Origin of the sequence: Verrucosispora sp. WMMD1129 (assembly GCF_029581255.1) — a bacterium.
Classification (GTDB): Bacteria; Actinomycetota; Actinomycetes; order Mycobacteriales; family Micromonosporaceae; genus Micromonospora; species Micromonospora sediminimaris.
This window is the reverse complement of sequence record NZ_CP120741.1, coordinates 6,173,994-6,192,635: the sequence shown is the minus strand read 5'-3', so window position 1 is coordinate 6,192,635 and position 18,642 is coordinate 6,173,994. Positions and strand designations below refer to the sequence as shown.

General features: G+C 70.7%; 15 protein-coding genes. 8 read left to right on the top strand and 7 right to left on the bottom strand.

Annotated elements, in window-relative coordinates; all coding sequences use genetic code 11:
- The first annotated feature begins 22 nt into the window (after positions 1-22).
- Positions 23-3,391 (top strand): endo-1,4-beta-xylanase, encoded by a 3,369-nt coding sequence (locus tag O7624_RS28705; RefSeq protein WP_282238087.1) that lies wholly within the window; start codon positions 23-25, stop codon positions 3,389-3,391.
- A 214-nt stretch (positions 3,392-3,605) separates the two neighbouring features.
- On the opposite strand, the gene O7624_RS28700 is transcribed toward O7624_RS28705, so the two are convergent.
- Positions 3,606-4,622, bottom strand: coding sequence for a hypothetical protein (locus O7624_RS28700; protein WP_282238086.1), 1,017 nt, complete (start codon positions 4,620-4,622; stop codon positions 3,606-3,608).
- 373 nt (positions 4,623-4,995) lie between these two features.
- Between O7624_RS28700 and O7624_RS28695 the strand changes: the two genes are divergently transcribed.
- From O7624_RS28695 to O7624_RS28675, 5 genes are all read left to right on the top strand, one after another.
- Positions 4,996-6,006 carry a LacI family DNA-binding transcriptional regulator gene (locus O7624_RS28695; protein WP_282238085.1) on the top strand — a complete coding sequence of 337 codons (1,011 nt, stop codon included), beginning with the start codon at positions 4,996-4,998 and terminating at the stop codon, positions 6,004-6,006.
- A gap of 75 nt (positions 6,007-6,081) precedes the next feature.
- On the top strand, positions 6,082-7,707 hold the full coding sequence (locus tag O7624_RS28690; RefSeq protein WP_282240779.1) for an FAD-dependent oxidoreductase: 1,626 nt from the start codon (positions 6,082-6,084) through the stop codon (positions 7,705-7,707).
- Positions 7,708-7,724: 17 nt separating this feature from the next.
- Positions 7,725-8,996, top strand: a complete 1,272-nt coding sequence (locus O7624_RS28685; RefSeq protein ID WP_282238084.1) for a sugar ABC transporter substrate-binding protein — start codon at positions 7,725-7,727, stop codon at positions 8,994-8,996.
- Positions 8,997-9,005: 9 nt separating this feature from the next.
- Positions 9,006-9,971 (top strand): sugar ABC transporter permease, encoded by a 966-nt coding sequence (locus O7624_RS28680; protein ID WP_282238083.1) that lies wholly within the window; start codon positions 9,006-9,008, stop codon positions 9,969-9,971.
- A complete protein-coding gene (locus O7624_RS28675) occupies positions 9,961-10,803 on the top strand; it encodes a carbohydrate ABC transporter permease (RefSeq protein WP_282238082.1) in 843 nt (280 codons plus the stop codon). The genes O7624_RS28680 and O7624_RS28675 overlap by 11 nt, the downstream gene beginning before the upstream one ends.
- Positions 10,804-10,880: 77 nt before the next feature.
- Here the strand turns inward: O7624_RS28675 and katG are convergent, their stop codons facing one another.
- From katG to O7624_RS28660, 3 genes are read right to left on the bottom strand one after another with little or no spacing between them, the layout of a single operon-like run.
- The gene (gene katG, locus O7624_RS28670; RefSeq protein ID WP_282238081.1) at positions 10,881-13,157 is read right to left on the bottom strand and encodes a catalase/peroxidase HPI; all 2,277 of its coding nucleotides are present in this window, start codon (positions 13,155-13,157) and stop codon (positions 10,881-10,883) included.
- Complete coding sequence (locus tag O7624_RS28665; RefSeq protein ID WP_093407101.1) at positions 13,154-13,609, bottom strand: Fur family transcriptional regulator; 456 nt, start codon at positions 13,607-13,609, stop codon at positions 13,154-13,156. Before O7624_RS28665 ends, katG begins: the two co-directional genes overlap by 4 nt.
- A gap of 49 nt (positions 13,610-13,658) precedes the next feature.
- Positions 13,659-15,446 carry a serine/threonine-protein kinase gene (locus tag O7624_RS28660; RefSeq protein WP_282238080.1) on the bottom strand — a complete coding sequence of 596 codons (1,788 nt, stop codon included), beginning with the start codon at positions 15,444-15,446 and terminating at the stop codon, positions 13,659-13,661.
- 237 nt (positions 15,447-15,683) lie between these two features.
- Between O7624_RS28660 and O7624_RS28655 the strand changes: the two genes are divergently transcribed.
- Complete coding sequence (locus tag O7624_RS28655) at positions 15,684-16,205, top strand: hypothetical protein (protein WP_282238079.1); 522 nt, start codon at positions 15,684-15,686, stop codon at positions 16,203-16,205.
- 31 nt (positions 16,206-16,236) lie between these two features.
- On the opposite strand, the gene O7624_RS28650 is transcribed toward O7624_RS28655, so the two are convergent.
- Complete coding sequence (locus tag O7624_RS28650) at positions 16,237-17,061, bottom strand: SAM-dependent methyltransferase (RefSeq protein ID WP_282238078.1); 825 nt, start codon at positions 17,059-17,061, stop codon at positions 16,237-16,239.
- 244 nt (positions 17,062-17,305) lie between these two features.
- Between O7624_RS28650 and O7624_RS28645 the strand changes: the two genes are divergently transcribed.
- Positions 17,306-17,776, top strand: a complete 471-nt coding sequence (locus O7624_RS28645; protein WP_282238077.1) for a DUF4259 domain-containing protein — start codon at positions 17,306-17,308, stop codon at positions 17,774-17,776.
- Between the two features lie 33 nt (positions 17,777-17,809).
- On the opposite strand, the gene O7624_RS28640 is transcribed toward O7624_RS28645, so the two are convergent.
- Both O7624_RS28640 and O7624_RS28635 read right to left on the bottom strand, forming a co-directional pair.
- Positions 17,810-18,310 carry a hypothetical protein gene (locus O7624_RS28640; RefSeq protein WP_282238076.1) on the bottom strand — a complete coding sequence of 167 codons (501 nt, stop codon included), beginning with the start codon at positions 18,308-18,310 and terminating at the stop codon, positions 17,810-17,812.
- A gap of 25 nt (positions 18,311-18,335) precedes the next feature.
- A complete protein-coding gene (locus O7624_RS28635) occupies positions 18,336-18,602 on the bottom strand; it encodes a helix-turn-helix transcriptional regulator (protein WP_093407114.1) in 267 nt (88 codons plus the stop codon).
- Positions 18,603-18,642 lie beyond the last annotated feature (40 nt).

Genomic DNA, 18,642 nt, shown 5'->3' with positions numbered 1-18,642 from the left:
GATAAAAAGTAGAGGGATTTCGATGCGCCTCTGGAACCTCTCCCATCGATCACGACGCCGATCCCGAACCGTCGCGCTGCTCTGCTCGGCAGCGCTCGTCGCGGCGGTCGCCGTGGCACCCGCGCCGGCGGCAGCCGCCGAGATCGTCCTCGCCAACGACTTCGAGTCCGGCTCGTACGCGCCGTGGGGACCGCGCGGCGACATCACCCTCGCCATCGCCGACGAGGGACACGAGAGCGACAGCAGCCTGTCGGTCACCGGCCGTACGGCGAACTGGCAGGGCCCGGCGACGAGCGCGACGGCGCTGTTCCGGCCCGGCACGCAGTACTCGGTCACCGCCTGGGTCAAGCTGCCGGCCGGCACCGAGGGCACCGCGGGAGTGCACTTCACCGTCGAGGCGACCCCGGTCGACGGCGGTGACAACACCTACACCTGGATCGGCGGCGACGTCCCCACCACCGCCGAGAGCTGGGTGCAGATCGGCGGCACCTACACGCTGCCCGACGGGCTCAGCACGGCCACCGTGTACGTCGAGGCGGCGGAGAGCACCCCGTTCCTCCTGGACGACGTCCTGATCACCGGGCCGGACGGCGAACCGGGCGGACCTGAACCCGGCACCGTCGTCATCGACACCGACTTCGAGGACGGTCTGGACGGCTGGGGTCCGCGCGACAGCGGTGCCGGCGCCCCGACGGTCGAGATCAACGACGTCGCACACGGCGGCTCGGCCGCGGCGCTGGTCACCGACCGGGTCAACCAGGGCGCCGGCCTCGGGCGTGACGTCGCCGGCCTGTTCGAAGCGGGCGTCACCTACGAGTTCAGCGCCTGGCTGCGGTTCGCTGAGGGCCAGCCGACCGACCAGATCTGGCTCAGCCTGGCCAGCACCTCCGGCGGCAGCCAGTCGTTCAGCACCCTCGCCCAGTTCGAGTCCATCACGAACACGGGCTGGACCGAGGTGAGCGCCCGCTTCACCATGCCCGCCTCGGACGAGGCGTCGCTCTACTTCGAAACCCGCTGGGAGGGCGCGGACGTAGCCGGCAACACCAGCGACTTCCTGGTCGACGACATCGTCGTCCGGGTGCCGGAGCCGCCGGTCATCGAAGACCTGACCGGGATCCACGAGACCACCGATTTCCCGGTCGGCGTGGCCATCGACGCCCGGGAGACCGTCGGCGGCGCCGCCGATCTGCTGAACCGGCACTTCAACCAGGTCACGCACGAGAACCACATGAAGCCCGAGGCCTGGTACGACGACGAACGCACCTTCCGACCGCACGAGCAGGCGCTCGCGGTGATGGACTTCGCCCGCGACAACGACCTGCGCGTCTACGGTCACGTGCTGGTCTGGCACAGCCAGACCCCCGACTGGTTCTTCCAGGACGCGGACGGCCAGCCGCTGACCACGTCGGCGGAACACCAGCAGTTGCTGCGCGACCGCCTGCGTACCCACATCTTCAACGTCGCCGAATCGCTGTCCGAGCGGTACGGCCTCTTCGGCTCCCCCACCAACCCGCTGTACGCCTGGGATGTCGTCAACGAGGTCATCAGCGACAGCGGCGAGTACGCCGACGGCCTGCGCCGCAGCGAGTGGTACCGGATTCTCGGCGAGAACTTCATCGACCTGTCGTTCGAGTACGCGCACGAGGCGTTCAACGACGTCCACGCCGTGGCCGACAGCGACCCGGTCACCCTGTTCATCAACGACTACAACACCGAGCAGAGTGGCAAGCAGGCCCGCTACCGGGCACTGGTGCAGCGGCTTGTCGACCGCGACGTGCCGATCGACGGGGTGGGGCACCAGTTCCACGTCTCGCTGGCCACGCCGGTCAGCAGCCTGGAGGCCACGTTGGACGCCTTCGCCGGGCTACCGCTGACCCAGGCCGTCACCGAACTCGACGTCACCACCGGCACTCCGGTGACCCAGGCGCGGTTGATCGAGCAGGGCTACTTCTACCGGGACGCCTTCCGCATCTTCCGGGAGCACACCGAGGACCTGTTCGCCGTGACGGTGTGGGGCCTCACCGACGGCCGTTCGTGGCGGTCGGCCAACGCGCCGCTGCTGTTCGACGACAACCTGCGGGCCAAGCCCGCCTACTACGGGGCGGTGGACGGCGACCTGCCGGCACGCCTGCGCACGGCCAACGTCTTCGCCGGTGACGTGGCCCTCACGGCCGCCGCGCCGAAGGACCTGACCTGGCGCAAACTGCCCCTGCATCCGATCGAGGACGCGGCCCGGTTCCAGTTGCGCTGGTCGCCGGACCACCTGACCGCGTACGTCACGGTCGACGACGCCTCGGTCTCCGACGACGACCGGGTCACCTTCGCCCTGGGTGACGAGACCTACCGGGTCTCCCGCGACGGCAGCGGCGACGTGCCGGCCGTGGCGGCCGAGCGGGACGACGGCTACCACCTGGTCGCCCACCTGCCGCTGGTCGATGCCGCCGAGGGCGAGACCCGCACCTTCGACGTGCGGGTGACCGACAACGGCACCACCTCCGGCTGGAACACTCCGGGCGCGGTGGGCACCCTGAGCCTGGTGGAGGAGCTGTCGTACCTGGAGGTCCGCGAGACGGGCACCGCGCCGGTCATCGACGGCACGGTGGATGCCGGCTGGGCCCAGGCCACCTCGGTCACCACCGCCAAGCAGGTCTCCGGCACCGACGGCGCGACCGCGAATGTCCGCACCCTCTGGCGAGGCCAGACGCTGTACGTGCTGGCCGAGGTCACCGACCCGGTGGTGGACGTCTCCGGCTCCGACCCGTGGACCCAGGACTCGGTCGAGATCTACGTCGACGCCGGCAACGCCAAGAACGGTCCGTTCCGCTACGACGACACCCAGATCCGCATCAACGCTGACAACGTCGTGTCGTTCGGCACCGGTGACGAAGCGTTCCAGGCCGGGCGGCTGGAGAGCGTTGCCGTGCGTACCGAGACCGGCTACACCGTCGAGGCGGCGATCAGCCTGCTCGAATACGGTGGTCTCGGCACGTTCCACGGCCTGGACTTCCAGGTCAACGACGCCTCCGACGGCGCACGCACGTCGATCCGCAACTGGGCCGAGCAGAACGGCGAGGGCTACCAGACCACCGCCCGTTGGGGCGTGGGTCGGCTGGTCGCCGGCTCCAACGTGGAGATCGCGATGGAGCGGATCGCCCGCTGGAACTCCGACAGCGGCGGCGGCTACTGCGCCACCATCACCGCCACCAACAACGGCGACAAGCCCGTCGAGTGGACCGCGGTGGTCGATCTGGAGGGTGACATCTACACCGCCTGGAACTTCAAGCGGGAGCGGCTGGCCGACGGCAGCTACCGGATCCAGGGGGTGAAGTGGAACCGGACCCTGGCCGCCGGCGCCAGCACCTTCAGCGTCGGGTACTGCGCCAACCTGTGACACCCGGCCCGGGCCAGGTCAGCCGACCACGCTGACGGGCCGGGGCCGGTGAGGTGGCTCCGGTGGTGGCCACCGCCCACTCAGGGCGGTGGCCACCACCTGCATGTCCGCCTTCTGGCCGCCGCGGTCGTCGCCGATCTCCTCTCCGTCCGGTGGCCGTGACCAGCCGGCACCGGAGCTGAGTTGCCGGAGCGGGGCGGCGGCCCCGCACCGCTCAGACGGCGCGGGCGATGCAGATGCGGGCGTCGAGCCGGGGTCCGGCCTCGTAGATCATGTACGAGACGCCGCCGTCGGTGCCGAAGGCCGGCGCGGCGACCCGACCGTTGTCCGAGGCGATCGGGGCGTGGAAGACCCCGAGGTGCACCTCCCGGTCGAAGTTGTTGCCGACCTCGGTGAGCCGGATCCGACCGTCGTTGCCGTGGTAGGCGACGTAGCTGGTGCCGTTGCGCCTGAGCAGGTGCGGGCTGGAGATGTCGGTCAACCCATCACCGGCCGGCGAGATCAACGGGTTCGGGGCGAACTGCCACTGGTCCCAGCCGTTCGGTGACCAACCCCAGAAGATCTTGCGGGTGCCGGGGCCGACGGTGTGCGCGCCCATGAAGAGCATGACGTACTTGTTGTTCTTTCCGGCGACGGAGTGTTCGAAGACCCGGGCGTACGAGGTCTCGGTGGTGTTCGGCACCAGCCGGGTGCTCAGGATCGGCGTCTCGTTGGTGAAGTTGATGCCGTCGCGGGAGCGGGCCACCCGGGTGGTGAAGTTCTCCCCGTGGAAGTAGAGGAAGAACTCCCTGGTGGAGGCGTTCCACACCACGTGCGGTGAGGAGACGTGACTGACCGTGGTGGCGGGTAGCACCCGGTCGATGATCGGGTTCCCGGGGTGTTCGGTGTAGGGGCCTTCGAGCCGGTCGGCGTAGGCCAGGCAGATGCCGCCGGGCGCGTCGTGCGGGGCGTAGTAGAGGTAGTACCGCCCCCGGGCACCGGAGATCTTGTCGTAGACCCCACGTACGCAGGGAAAGATCATCTCGCCGGTGGGGTTGTAGCGCAGCGGCGTGGCGAACGCGTCGCGGACGTACCGGTAGCTGGGGAAGCCGGCCGGGCCGGCGAGGGCCGGAGCGGCGGCGAGGGTGCCGCCGATTGCGGTACCGGCGGCCGTGGCGGTGCCGATCAGGGCGGCGCCGCGCAGCAGGCCACGGCGGGTCACCGGGGCGGGTCGGGGGGTCCGGTCGGGCATGCGGGTCTCCGATCGTGAGGGGACGCTCGTCGATGGCGGAGCTGGGGATGGTGCGGGACCGCCCTGCCGGCGGGAACGCGGCGGAACGGTGGGTGGCAGGCGTGGACCGCGGCCACCGCAACACTTGCCGGTGACCGTGCGTGAGATCGGGCTCCATGAGGGAGCGAACCTTGTGATCGATGAGTCTGCGGTCGGCGACGAGCCCCGGTCAAGGCGCTAATACGAATTATCACGCCGATCATCCGGAGAAATTTTCCGACGACGGGGGGTTGACGACAGGCGGTGGCGGGTCGCAGGATTTCACACCAACGTAGCTAATGCGTATTAGCGCAGAAACGATTGGACACGGAACGTGACCGGATCGCGCAGGCGGGTGACCCAGCAGGACATCGCCCGGATGACCGGCGTCAGCCAGGCGACGGTCTCGCTGGTGCTCAACGGCCGCGACGACGGCAGCGTCCGGATCGCCCCGGAGACCCGGGAACGGGTGCTGGGCGCCATCCGGGCCACCGGGTACGTCGCCGACCCGGTGGCCCGGCGGCTCGCCGCCCGACACAACCGGATCATCGGCGTCTTCACCTACGAGCCGGTCTTCCCGGCCGGCACCGGCGACTTCTACCACCCGTTCCTGGTAGGTATCGAGGAGTCCGCCGAGCGCCTCGGCTGCGACCTGCTGCTGCTCACCAGCGCCCCGGTCACCGACGGCCGGCGGCGAATCTTCCACGACGACAACCGGCTGCGGCTGGCCGACGGCTGCGTCCTGCTCGGTCGTTCACTGGACCGCGACGAGCTGGGCCGCCTGGTCGCCGAGGGGCAGCCGTTCGTCTCCGTCGGCCGACGCGACGACGCGGGCGGACCGGTGCCGTACGTCGGCGCGGACTACGCCGCCGCCACCGCCGACGTGGTCCGGCGCGCCCTCGACGCCGGCCACACCAGGCTGGCGTACCTCGGCCAGGGCGCCGGCCCGGAATCACACACCGACCGGTTCGCCGGCTACCGGGCCGCCCTCGACGCGGCCGGGCTGCCGACCCGGCACGAACCCACCGACCGCTCCCCCGCCGACCTGCTCGACACGCTGCTCGACACCGGAGTCACCGCCGTGGTGGTCGAGGAGTACGCCGACGGGGTCGCGCTGGCCACCGCCGCCGCCGAGCGCGGCCGGACCGTGCCCGCCGACCTGTCCATCCTCGCGCTTGGCGACCCGACCCGGCCGACCACAAGCGACCTGGAGTTCACCGGCTTCCGGATCCCCCGCCGCGAGATGGGATGGCAGGCCGTCGAGGTGCTCACCGGGCTGCTCGCCGGGGTGCCCGGCACGGTGACCCAGCGGCTGCTGCCGTGCCAGCCGGTCGACGGCGTCACCCTCCTGCCGCCCCGGCACTGACCAGCTCACCCCCGGTCGCCATCCCGTTGCCCGGCGACCCTGGACCGTTCCATGAGAGGACCGACCGTGCCCGAGATGCAGGCCGAAGTACTTATCGTCGGCGGTGGGCTCGGCGGCGTGGCCGCCGCCCTGGCCGCGCTGCGCGCCGGCCGCAGCGTGCTGCTGACCGAGGAGTACGACTGGCTCGGCGGGCAACTCACCAGCCAGGCCGTACCGCCGGACGAGCACTCCTGGGTGGAGCACTTCGGCGTCACCGCCAGCTACCGGGCGCTGCGGGACGGCATCCGGGAGCACTACCGTCGCTGGTATCCGCTGACCGACCGGGCTCGGCGCACCACCGCGCTCAACCCGGGCGCCGGGCACGTCAGCCGGCTCTGCCACGAACCCCGGGTCGCGGTGGCGGTGCTGGAGGGCATGCTGGGGCCGTACCGGGGATCCGGGCGGCTGCGGGTGCTCCAGCCGTACCGGCCGGTGGCCGCCGACACCGACGGCGACCGGGTCGTCGGTGTCACCGTGGCGCACCGGTACACCGGTGAGCGGGTGCACCTGAGCGCGCCGTACGTGCTGGACGCCACCGAGACCGGCGAACTGCTGCCGTTGACCGGCACCGAGTACGTCACCGGCTTCGAGTCCCGGGCCGACACCGGTGAACCGAGCGCGCCGGAGCAGGCCCAGCCGGCGAACATGCAGGCGGTGTCGGTGTGCTTCGCGGTCGACCACGTCGACGGCGACCACACGATCGACAAGCCGACGGCGTACGACTTCTGGCGGGCGTACCGGCCACCGTTCTGGGGCGACCGGATGCTGTCGTTCCGCTCCCCCAACCCGCGCACCCTGGCGATCTCCGAACGCAGCTTCACCCCCAACCCGGACGACGACCCCTGGCTGGTCCAGGCCGACCAGCGGGTCAATCCCGGCGACGGGAACCTGTGGACGTTCCGCCGCATCGCCGCCCGACGCAACTTCACCCCCGGTGCGTACGACAGCGACATCTGCCTGGTCAACTGGCCGATGATCGACTACTTCGAGCGGCCGGTGATCGACGTACCTGACGGCGACGCCGGCATCGCCGCGGCCCGGGAGCTGTCCCTGTCGGTGCTGTACTGGTTGCAGACCGAGGCGCCACGCACCGACGGTGGAACCGGCTTTCCCGGGCTGCGACTACGCGGCGACGTCACCGGCACCGGCACCCCCGCCACCGGCGGAGACGTCACCCACAGCGGCCTGGCCCAGGCGCCCTACATCCGGGAGTCGCGCCGCATCCGCGCCGAGTACACAGTCGTCGAGCAGGACCTCTCCCTGGAGATCCGGGGCGACAAGGGCGCGGTCAGCTACGCCGACTCGGTAGGTGTCGGGATGTACCGCATCGACCTGCACCCCTCCACCGGCGGCGACAACTACATCGACGTGGCCTCCTGCCCGTTCGAGATCCCGCTCGGCGCCCTGATCCCCCGGCGGATGGAGAACCTGCTGCCCGCCGGCAAGAACATCGGCACCACACACATCACAAACGGCTCCTACCGCCTGCACCCCGTGGAGTGGAACGTCGGCGAGGTCGCCGGCCTGCTCGCGGACTTCTGCCTGGCCCGGCGGGTCACCCCCCGCGCGGTGCGTTACACCCCCGGCCTGCTGGCCGACTTCCAGAACCGCCTCGCCGATTCCGGTGTCGAGCTGCGCTGGCCCGACATCGCCGGCTACTGAGGAAGGACATATCCCCCATGAGGAACCGGTTGACGGCCGTCGTCGCGCTCAGCGCGCTGCTCGGCCTGACCGCCTGCGGTGGCGACTCCACCGAGTCCGACGGCCCGGTCACGTTGCGGATGACCACCTGGTCGGCGAACGAGGCCCACCTGAAGCTGTTCAACGAGATCGCCGCCGAATACACCGCGACGAATCCGGACATCGCCGGAATCACCTTCGACCCGATCCCGTTCGAGAGCTACACCACCACCCTGACCACCCAGATCGCCGGCGGCAACCCGCCCGACCTGGCCTGGGTGCTGGAGAACTCCGCGCCCGACTTCGTCACCTCCGGCGCGCTGGTGCCGCTTGACGACACCCTCAAGGGCACCGAGGGGTACGGCTTCGACGAGCTCGCCCCGGCCGCGACGAAGCTGTGGCAGGCCGACGGCAAGCTGTACGCGTACCCCTTCTCCACCTCGCCGTTCGGGGTGTTCGTCAACACCGACCTGGTGAAGTCATCCGGCGCGCAGAGCCCGGCCGAGCTGATCGCCGCCGGCCAGTGGACCTGGCAGAACGCGCTGACCACCGCGAAGGCGGTGCAGGCGGAGACCGGCAAGGCGGGTCTGGTGGTCCGCGACTTCGACTACAAGGGTTGGGACTTCCTGTCCACCGTCTGGACCGGTTGGGGCGCGCAGGCGTGGAGCGAGGACGGCCGCACCTGCGGCTTCAACTCGGCCGAGATGGTCGAGGCGATGACCGTCCTGCACCGGGGGATCTTCGTCGACAAGGCGCTACCGGGCCCGGGCACCACCGCCGACTTCTTCGCCGGTGACGCCGGCATGACCATCACCCAGATCTCCCGCGCGTCGCTGCTGGAGGGGCAGAAGTTCGGTTGGGACCTGGTGCCGCTGCCCGCCGGACCGAAGGGTGAGTACGCGGTGATCGGCCAGGGCGGGATGGGTGTGCTCAAGCAGGGCCGCAACGCCGATGCCGCCGCCGATTTCCTGGCCTACCTGACCAACCCGGCCAACTCGGCGAAGCTCGCGCAGTTCTTCCCGCCGCCGCGTACCTCGCTGCTCACCGCCGAGACCCTCGCCAAGACCAACCCGCTGCTCAGCCCGGAGCAGTTGCAGGAGGTTGTCATCGACGGGATCGCCGACGGGGTGGTCAAGCCCAGCCACACCGGCCAGGCCGAGCTGAACCAGGCGGTCCGGGCCGCACTGGACCCGCTGTGGCGGCCGGACGCCGACGTGCGGGGCGTACTCGACGGCGTCTGCACCGCGATCAACCCGCTGCTGACGAAGTAGGGATCCTCGATGTCGGTCCTGACCAGGGACACCGTGGGGCGGGCCGGTGACCGGTCCGCCCCCGGCGGGGCCGCGCCGCACCGGCGGCGCGGCTGGTGGACGACCCGCCGCCGCGACCAGCTCGCCGGGCTGCTCTTCGTCGCACCGCAACTCGCCGGGTCGGTGCTGTTCGTGCTGATTCCGCTCGGGCTGGTCTTCTGGTACAGCCTGCACGAGTGGAACGTGCTCGCCGGCACCTTCGAGTTCGTCGGCCCGGGCAACTACCAGGCCATGGCCGACGACCCGAACCTGCCGTCGGTGCTGCGGGTCACCGCGCTGTTCTCGATCGGCCTGGTGGCGTTCAACCTCAGCCTGGCCCTGCTGCTCGCGGTGCTGCTCAACCAGCGGCTACGCGGCACCGTCGTGTTCCGGACGTTGTTCTTCTCCCCGGTGGTCGTCTCGCTGGTCGCCTGGACGATCGTGTGGGGCTTCCTGCTCCAGGACAACGGCGGTGTCAACGGGGCGTTGGGCGTGGCCGGCGTGGACGGGCCAAACTGGCTGCGCGGCGACTGGACGGCACTGCTGTCGGTGATCGTGGTGCAGGTGGTCAAGAACGTCGGCCTGAACATGGTGCTGTTCCTGGCCGCCCTGCAGGGGGTGCCGGCGGAACTGTACGAGGCGGCCCGGGTCGAGGGCGCCAACGCCTGGACCCGGTTCCGTCGGATCACCGTGCCGCTGATCAGCCCGACCATCCTGCTCACCTCGATCATCACGGTGGTCGGGTCGTTGCAGGTGTTCGCCCAGATCGCCGTGCTCACCCAGGGCGGGCCGGGCACCTCGACCACGGTGCTCGTCTACTACCTGTACCAGCGGGCGTTCCAGTTCCACCAGTTCGGCTACGGCGCCACGCTGTCGGTGCTGCTCTTCCTGATCGTGCTGGTGCTCACCGTCGTGCAGTGGCGGATGCGCAGGAAGTGGGTCTTCCATGAACAGTAGGCTCTCCGCACGGGCCAGGGTCGCGCTCTACGGTGCGCTCTGCCTGCTGGCCCTGCCGTTCGTCTTCCCCACCTGGTGGATGGTCACCTCGTCGGTGAAACCGGTGGGCGACATCTTCGCCTTCCCGCCGTCGCTGATCCCGACCGAGGCCAGCCTCTCCGCGTACCGTCGGGTCTTCGAGCTGCAACCGTTCGCGCAGCAGTACTTCAACAGCGGGTACATCGCGGCCGTGGTCACCATCGGCACCCTGGCGGTGTCGTCGCTGGCCGGGTACGCCTTCGCCCGGATCCGCTTCCGGGGTCAGCAGGTGCTGTTCGTGGTGGTGCTGGTCGGGCTGCTCATCCCGAGCGAGGTGACGATCGTGCCGCTGTTCCGGATGTTCAACTCGTGGGGCATGGTGGACACCCACTGGCCGCTGATCCTGGTGCCGATCCTCGGCGCGCCGAGCGTGCTGGCCACCTTCATCATGCGGCAGTTCTTCATCACCCTCCCCGCCGAGTTGGAGGAGGCGGCGCGGGTGGACGGGCTGGGCCGCTTCGCCACCTTCTGGCGCATCGCGTTGCCGCTGGCCCGTCCGGCGCTCGGCGCGGTGGCGATCTTCACCTTCCTGCACAGCTGGAATCTCTACCTGGAGCCGATCGTCTTCCTCTCCACACCGGAGAAGTTCACCCTGCCGCAGGCGCTGACCCAGTTCGTCGACGCCTACGGCGGGCCGATGTGGGACGTACAGCTGTCGGCGGCGTCGATGACCGCCATCCCCATTTTGGTGATCTTCGTGATCGCGCAACGGCAGTTCATCGAAGGTCTGGCCCACACCGGTCTGAAGGGCTGAGGCACCCGCAGACCTCAGGTGCGGCGAGCCCCGGTCGACCGTTGCTGGTCGCCCGGGGCTCGTCGGTGGGTGTCGGATCAGGCGAGGTCGAAGCGGTCCAGTTCCATCACCTTGGTCCAGGCCGCCACGAAGTCGGCCACGAACTTGACCCGGGCGTCGTCGCTGGCGTAGACCTCGGCGAGCGCGCGGAGCTGGGAGTTGGAGCCGAAGATGAGGTCGACCGCGGTGGCGGTCCACTTCACCTGCTCGGTGGCCACGTCACGGATCTCGTACACGTGCTCGTCGGACTCCGACGCCTTCCAGCGCGTGCCCGGGGAGAGCAGGTTGCTGAAGAAGTCGTTGCTGAGCACGCCGGGCCGGTCGGTGAGCACGCCGTGCCGGCTGCCGCCGACATTGGCACCGAGGGAGCGCAGGCCACCCACGAGTACGGTCATCTCGGGCGCGGTCAGGTTGAGCATGTACGCCCGGTCGATGAGCAGCACCTCCGGCTGGGTCTTCTCGCCGGCACGCAGGTAGTTGCGGAACCCGTCGGCACGCGGCTCCAGGACCCGGAACGACTCGATGTCGGTCTGCTCCTGGCTGGCGTCGGTGCGGCCCGGGTGGAATGGGACGGTGATCTCGACACCGGCGTCCCGCGCCGCCTTCTCGACCGCGGCCGAACCGGCCAGCACGATCAGGTCGGCGAGGGAGATCCTGGCCCCGCCCGCCGCGTTGAACTCCCGCTGGATGCCCTCCAGGGTGCTCAGCACCGTCGCGAGCTGCTCCGGCTGGTTGACCTCCCAGCTGCGCTGCGGCTCAAGGCGGATCCGGGCACCGTTGGCACCGCCGCGCTTGTCGGTGTACCGGAAGCTCGCGGCCGAGGCCCAGGCGGTGCTCACCAACTGGGCAGTGGTGAGACCGGACTCCAGCACCTTCGCCTTGAGCGCCGCGATGTCAGCTTCACCGACCAGCTCGTGGTCGACGGCCGGCACCGGGTCCTGCCACAGCTGGGGCTCCGGCACCCACGGCCCGAGGAACCGGCTGACCGGACCCATGTCGCGGTGCAGCAGCTTGAACCACGCCTTGGCGAAGGCCAGCGCGAACTCGTCCGGGTTCTCCAGGAACCGGCGGGAGATCTTCTCGTACGCCGGGTCCACGCGCAGCGACAGGTCGGTCGTGAGCATCGTGGGCTTGTGCTTCTTCGACGGGTCGTGGGCGTCCGGGATGATCGCCTCGGCGTCCTTGGCGACCCACTGCTTGGCACCGCCGGGGCTGGTGGTGAGTTCCCACTCGTAGCCGAAGAGGATCTCGAAGAACCGGTTGCTCCACTGCGTCGGCCGGTCGGTCCAGGTGACCTCAAGGCCGCTGGTGATGGTGTCGGCGCCCTTGCCGCTGCCGTACGTGCTCAGCCAGCCCAGGCCCTGCGCCTCCAGCGGCGCGCCCTCAGGCTCCGCGCCCACGTGGTCGTCGGCGACACCGGCGCCGTGGGTCTTGCCGAAGGTGTGGCCACCGGCGATGAGCGCGACGGTCTCCTCGTCGTTCATCGCCATCCGGGCGAAGGTCTCCCGGATGAAGTGCGCCGCCGCGAGCGGGTCGGCGTTGCCGCGCGGGCCCTCGGGGTTGACGTAGATCAGGCCCATCTCGGTCGCGCCGACGCCCTGCGACATCTCCTTCTCGGAGACGTAGCGCTCGTCACCCAGCCAGGTGTCCTCCGGGCCCCAGAAGATCTCCTCGGGCTCCCAGACGTCCTCCCGGCCGAAGCCGAACCCGAAGGTCTTGAAGCCCATCGACTCCAGGGCCACGTTGCCGGCGAGCACGAGCAGGTCGGCCCAGGAGATCTGCTGGCCGTACTTCTGCTTCACCGGCCAGAGCAGGCGGCGCGCCTTGTCCAGGTTGGCGTTGTCCGGCCAGCTGTTGAGCGGGGCGAAGCGCTGCCCGCCGTCACCGGCGCCGCCGCGGCCGTCCTCGATGCGGTAGGTGCCCGCGGCGTGCCAGCTCATCCGGATCATCAGGCCGCCGTAGTGACCGAAGTCGGCCGGCCACCAGTCCTGCGAGGTGGTGAGGACCTCGGTGATGTCCCGCTTGAGCGCCTCGACGTCGAGCTTGGCGAACTCCTTGGCGTAGCTGAAGTCCTCCCCCAGCGGGTTGCCCTTCGACGAGTGGGCGTGCAGCACCGAGAGGTCGAGCTGGTTGGGCCACCAGTCCCGGTTCGTACGCGGACGACCGCCGGTCTTCGGGGTCGGCGAGTCGATCGCCGGGTTCTCGCTCTCGCTGCCGTGGGCGGTCACGGAGTCGTGCGCGACCGGGCAGCCGGCCGCCGCCTTGGCGTCCACGCCCTGGGCGCTGGACGGGGCGTCGTGCTCTGCGTTGCTCAATGTGCTTCCTTCCGACCTGGCGGTTCACTTGTGGTGCGGGCGGTCGCGCAGTCGGGGCAGGTGCCCCAGTAGACGACCTCCGCCTCGTCGACCACGAACCCGTGGTCGTCGGAGGCGGTCAGACAGGGGGCGTAGCCGACGGCGCAGTCCACGTCGGCGATCACGCCGCAGGAGCGGCAGACGACATGATGGTGGTTGTCCCCGACCCGGGACTCGTAGCGGGCGATCGCTCCGGTGGGCTGGATGCGCCGCACCAGACCGGCGTCGGTGAGTGCCCGCAGCACATCGTAGATCGCCTGGTGGGACACGGTGGGATGATCGGCACGGACCAGCCGGATCACGGTGTCGGTGTCGACGTGCGGGTGGTCGCGTAGCGCCGCGAGCACCGCCAACCGGGGCCGGGTCACGCGCAACGAGACCGCCCGCAGCTGCGCCTCGAAGTCGGCCGTCATGCCGACGAACCTACTCGACTCTTCTGGAATCAATCAAGTTTTCGCGGGATCAGGCATTCGTGTCGCCGGTGTCCCCGCCCTCGTCCGCAGCCGCCGACGTGGCCGAGGTCACCGAGGCGGTGGGAGACGTCTGATCGGCAGGGGGAGCTGTGGTTTCGGCAGGTTCCGTGCTCGGTGCCGGGGTCGGATCCGGCGGCGGGGACGGGGTGGGGGGCCGCGAGGTCGCCGCGGGACTCGACGTCGCCGACGGGCTGGGCGTGGGGCTGGTCGTCGCCGACGGGCTCGGGGACGTCGACGGATCGGACGTGGTCGGCGTCGAGCTGGTCGGCGTGCCCGGTGGCGTCGCCGATGGTGCGCCCGACGGCTGGGCGTCGGGCTGACCCGATCCGCCTCCGCCGCCGTCCGGAGACGGGCGGTCGCCGTCCGGCGCACCCGACCGCCCCCGGGAGGCCCCCTCCGTCGACGCCGCCGGCTCGGCCGACGCGGAGGCCAGGACCGACGTCCGTACGTGCGTGCCGGCATGCTCGCAGGCGACACCCGCCAGGCTGAACCGCTCCGGCGTCTCGTGCCCGCCGGACTCGACCCGACCGTGCAGGGTCGCCGTCACACCGGTGCCCGGGGCCGACGGCTCGGCCAGTCGCAGGGTCACCCGCTGCTCGTCGTGTGTCCAGGCGGCGCCCTGCACGTCGAGGAGATGTTGGCTGGCCGGCAGGGTGAAGGTCAGCGCCCGCTGCCCGGTCGCGGGTCGCCCGGTTCCGGTAACGCTGATCTGAGCCAGGAAACGGCCATCGGCGGCCTGCTGCGCCCGGTACTGCACCGTGCAGCCGGCCTCGGCGGCCGGTGGGTCCGCCGAGCCTTCCTCGGCGGTGAGCAGTCCCGGCAGGATCCCGGCCAGCGCGGCCGCCGCGGCGGCAGGAGCGGCGAACAGCAGTCCGCGCCGCCGCCCGACGACCGCCGACCGCCGGGCAGGTGCGCCGGCCGGCCTGGTGGGGCCGGCGACCGTCCGGGTGGGTACGGCGACCGAGGTCGGCGCGGCGCCGGGTGCCGGCCGCACGGTCATGGTCGCCCCGGCCAGCGTCTCGGCGACTTCGGCCGCGCCCGGACGCCGGTCCGGATCGGTGGCCAGACACCTACCGATCAGGTGCGCGTGGAAGTCGGACAGTCCCTCGACGGCGGGAACGGCCACCGATTCGTGCGGAGCGCGTCGGGGAGCCTGACCGGTGAGGCACTCGGCGAGCACGACGCCGAGGGCGAACACGTCGCCCGCCGGCACCGCCTCCGCTCCGGCGGTCAGCTCCGGCGGCAGATAGCTCGGGGTCCCCCACAACTGCCCGTCCGGCTCCGCCGGGTCGTCACCCGCGCCGGCCGCGATACCGAAGTCGACCACCTTCACGCCGCTCTCGGTGAGCATGATGTTGCCGGGCTTGACGTCCCGGTGCACGATGCCCTGCTCGTGCGCGGCGGCGAGAGCCGCCGCAACCTGCTGACCGATCCGCAGCGCCTCGTCCGGGGGCAGCGGGCCGGCGGCACGGAGCCGAGCGGACAGCGTCGATCCGGCGACGAACTCCATCACCAGGAACGGGGTGGGTGTGCGGGTCAGGTGCCGCTGCTCACCGTAGTCGTAGACCCGGGCCACACCCGGGTGGTCCAGCCGGGCGGCGGCCAGCGCCTCGCGGCGGATGCGGTCGCGGGCCGCCGGGTCGCCCAGCAGCGGCGCCGACAACAGCTTCACCGCGACGGTACGCTGCAACCGCAGATCGTAGCCGCGCCAGACGGTGGCCATCCCGCCCCGGCCGACCGGCTCGTCGAGCCGGTAACGCCGCTGCAGACATCGCACGAGCCCAACCTCCCGCTCCGGTCGCGCACCCCTGGCAGGGTGTCCCGTCGGCGGATCGTGTCCGGTCACCGCCCTGGTCGACCATCGCGCTACCCCCGGCCGGAGGCGGGAAAACCCCTGGTCAATCAGTTGGTACGTCTCGATTCGTGATGTCACGTGACCGTCACACGTTCGCGCGGCACCCGTCATCCCGCAGGGCATCTCTGGGAACAGGCATCGTTTCGAGGAGGCGACGACATGCGCGACCGACGTTTTGCCAACTGGACCACGCGGCGGGTGCGCGCTGCCGGCGATCCAGCAGTCCATCCGGCCGTGCGAGGCGGCCAAGGAGGAGCCGTTCCGCGCGGCGTCCGGCACGCAGCGCTCGGCACCGCACTGGCGGCCCTACTCACCGTCACCGGCTGCGCCCCCGAGCCGGCGGCGGAACCGCCACCTCCCGCCACCGGCACCAGCCCGCCGAACACCCTCGCGAAGGTCGACGTCGGTGACGCGCTGACCGTGACCGCGACCGTGGACCGGGTCATCGACGAGCGCGCGCTCGTCGTACGGGATGTCGATCTGGCCGACCGCACCCTGCTCGTCCTGACCGGGCAGGCGGTGGAGGCGACCCCGCCGCAGTTGCTCAGCGTGGAGGGGACCGTGGTCCGCTTCTCGTACCGCAGCCTCGCGACCCGCCACCACCTGACCGACCGGGCGGCGTACCGCCCGTTCGAAGGGCAGAAGGCGCTGGTGGCCAGTCAGATCACCGTGTGGCGGTGACGGGCTCCGCGCAGCCGGCCACGCCGCGGTACTACGGCTTGCGGGCGACCACCCCGACGAAGGTGTGGTAGGTGTCGCTCTGCTCCGGTGCGGTCTCATCCGGGTCCGGTCGCCACGCGGCCACCGGCACCAGGCCCGGTTCCGCCACCTTTAGCCCCTCGACAAAGGAGAGGATCTCCTCGTCGGTACGCCAACGACCGGTGCCGAGGGACTCGTTGAAGATGCGCTCGACCTCGCGCGCCTTCCGGGAGGCATCGGGGTGCCGGTCACCGGGATCACGGAAGTGGGAGATCGCGACGTAGCTGCCCGACGGCAGGGCGTCGATCAGCCTCGCCGCCACCGCCTTCGGGTTCTCGTCGTCCGTGAGGTGGTGCAGGATCGCGAAGAGCAACAGCCCGACGGGGCGGTCGAAGTCCAGGAACCGGCGGACCTCCGGGTGCTCCAGGATGGCCTCCGGCGACCGGATGTCGGCCTGGACCACCGTCGCGGTTCCGGCGTCGGCCAGCAGCGCCCTACCGTGCGCCAGCACGATCGGATCGTTGTCGACGTAGACCACCCGCGCCTGCGGGTCGTGGCGCAGGGCCACCTGGTGCACATTGCCCTGAGTGGGCAGACCGGAACCGAGATCGAGGAACTGCCCGATGCCCTGCTCGGTGAGAAAGCGCACCGCCCGACGCAGGAAGGCCCGATTCGCCTGGCCCGCCTGCGGGCCGTCCGGCGTGATCCTGAGCGCGTGCTCGGCGACGGCGCGGTCCACAGCGAAGTTGTCCTTGCCACCGAGCATGAAGTCGTACACCCGGGCGATACTCGGCACGCTCATGTCGACCCCGGACGGTGCCACCTCTTCATTCGCCACAGTTCGTCTCCTCGTCCACACCGGATCACGGTCGGCCGAACTGCACCTGCTCGACATCCTGCGGCCGACGCCGTCGACCATCCTAAGTGGTCCCCTCGACGGCGCGCTCACTCCGGTCCGTCTCGGGCTCCTCGTTCGGGTGCCAGACATCCGGCGGTCGATGCGCCACCGTCGTCCCGGTCAGCGTCGAAGCCTGTCGGTGGCCGGTGCCAGAATGCCGCACAACCGATCTTGGGAGGGTTACGTGGGTAGCTGGGACAGCGGACCGTTCGACAACGACACCGCCGCCGACTGGTGTGGCGACCTCGACAAGGCCGACGCCACTGAGCGTCCGGCACTGGTCCGCAAGGCCCTGCACGGGGCCGCCGTCGAGCAGGACTACCTCGACTCCGACATCGCCTGCGAGGCGATCGCCGCAGCCGCGATCGTGGCCGCGCACCTGCCCGGCGGGCAACCCGTCACTTCACCGTACGCGCCGGAGGTTCTCCGCAGCGGCGGCCGACTCGACCTGCCCGGCGACCTGCCCGCACTGGCCGCGAGCGCGCTCGAGCGGATCATGTCCGCAGATTCCGAATGGCACGACCTGTGGCAGGAGGCGTACGCCGACGACGACAACCCGGCCTTCGACACCGTCCGCGAGCTGCGCCGGACACTGACGGCCCGATCCGGCACGGATGGGTCCGCAGGTCGACCGGATCACGACTCGGCGAGGTAGGACGGGGCCTCTCGGGCTTCGTGCAACCCGTGCTCACCTGGGCAGGGATGCCGCCCAGGTGAGCACGCGGTCGACGTCCGATCGCGTCCAGCCGAGCGCGGGATCGATCGATACGAGCAAGGTCGGTACCGAACGGGCAGCGGCCCACCGCCGGCCGACGGCGGTGTGCTCGTCATCGATCCACGCGGCCGGTCGATCGGCGGCCACGGCGGCCACGGCCGGCACCTTGAGTTCAGGATCGAACGGCGCCGGCGGGAAGCCGACCACCGGCAGCGGCCCGACTCCGAGCAGCGGCAGGTAGAGCTCGTTGGCGTCCTCGCCCCAACCCGTTGCCCACCACAGCTCTCCGGCGACGGCCAACTCCCGGATCCAGTCGGCATGCGCCACGCAGTAGCGCTGCGGGTCTTCCCCGTCGAAGAGGACACGTTCCTGGTAGCCGTCCGGGCAGGTCGGTGCCGCGAAGGGATTCAGTACGCCGTCGAGGTCCAGGAAGATGACGGGTAGGTCAGGCCGTCCCGCGCGGTGGGGATTCAACGGACGCACAAGGTCGGCAGGGACCCTAGGACGCCTGGCGGACGGGCATGTCGGCCCGCCAGACCTCGGCCAGATCGCTGAGAGAAACGTCCAGGGCGTGGCTGAGGCGGACCACGGTGCCGAACGCCGGCGCGGGGAGGCGGCCCGCCTCGATCTTGCGCAGCGTCTCGGGCGAGATGCCGGCTGCCAGGGCCACGTCGACGAGGCTGCGGCCGGCTCGAGCGGCCCGCAGGGCGGCTCCGAGGCGCTGGCCCGCGGCGATCTGTTCGGCGGTGAGCGGTTGGCGAACCATGCCAGCAGGATATCCCTCCGAGCCGCCCCATCGTGACGTG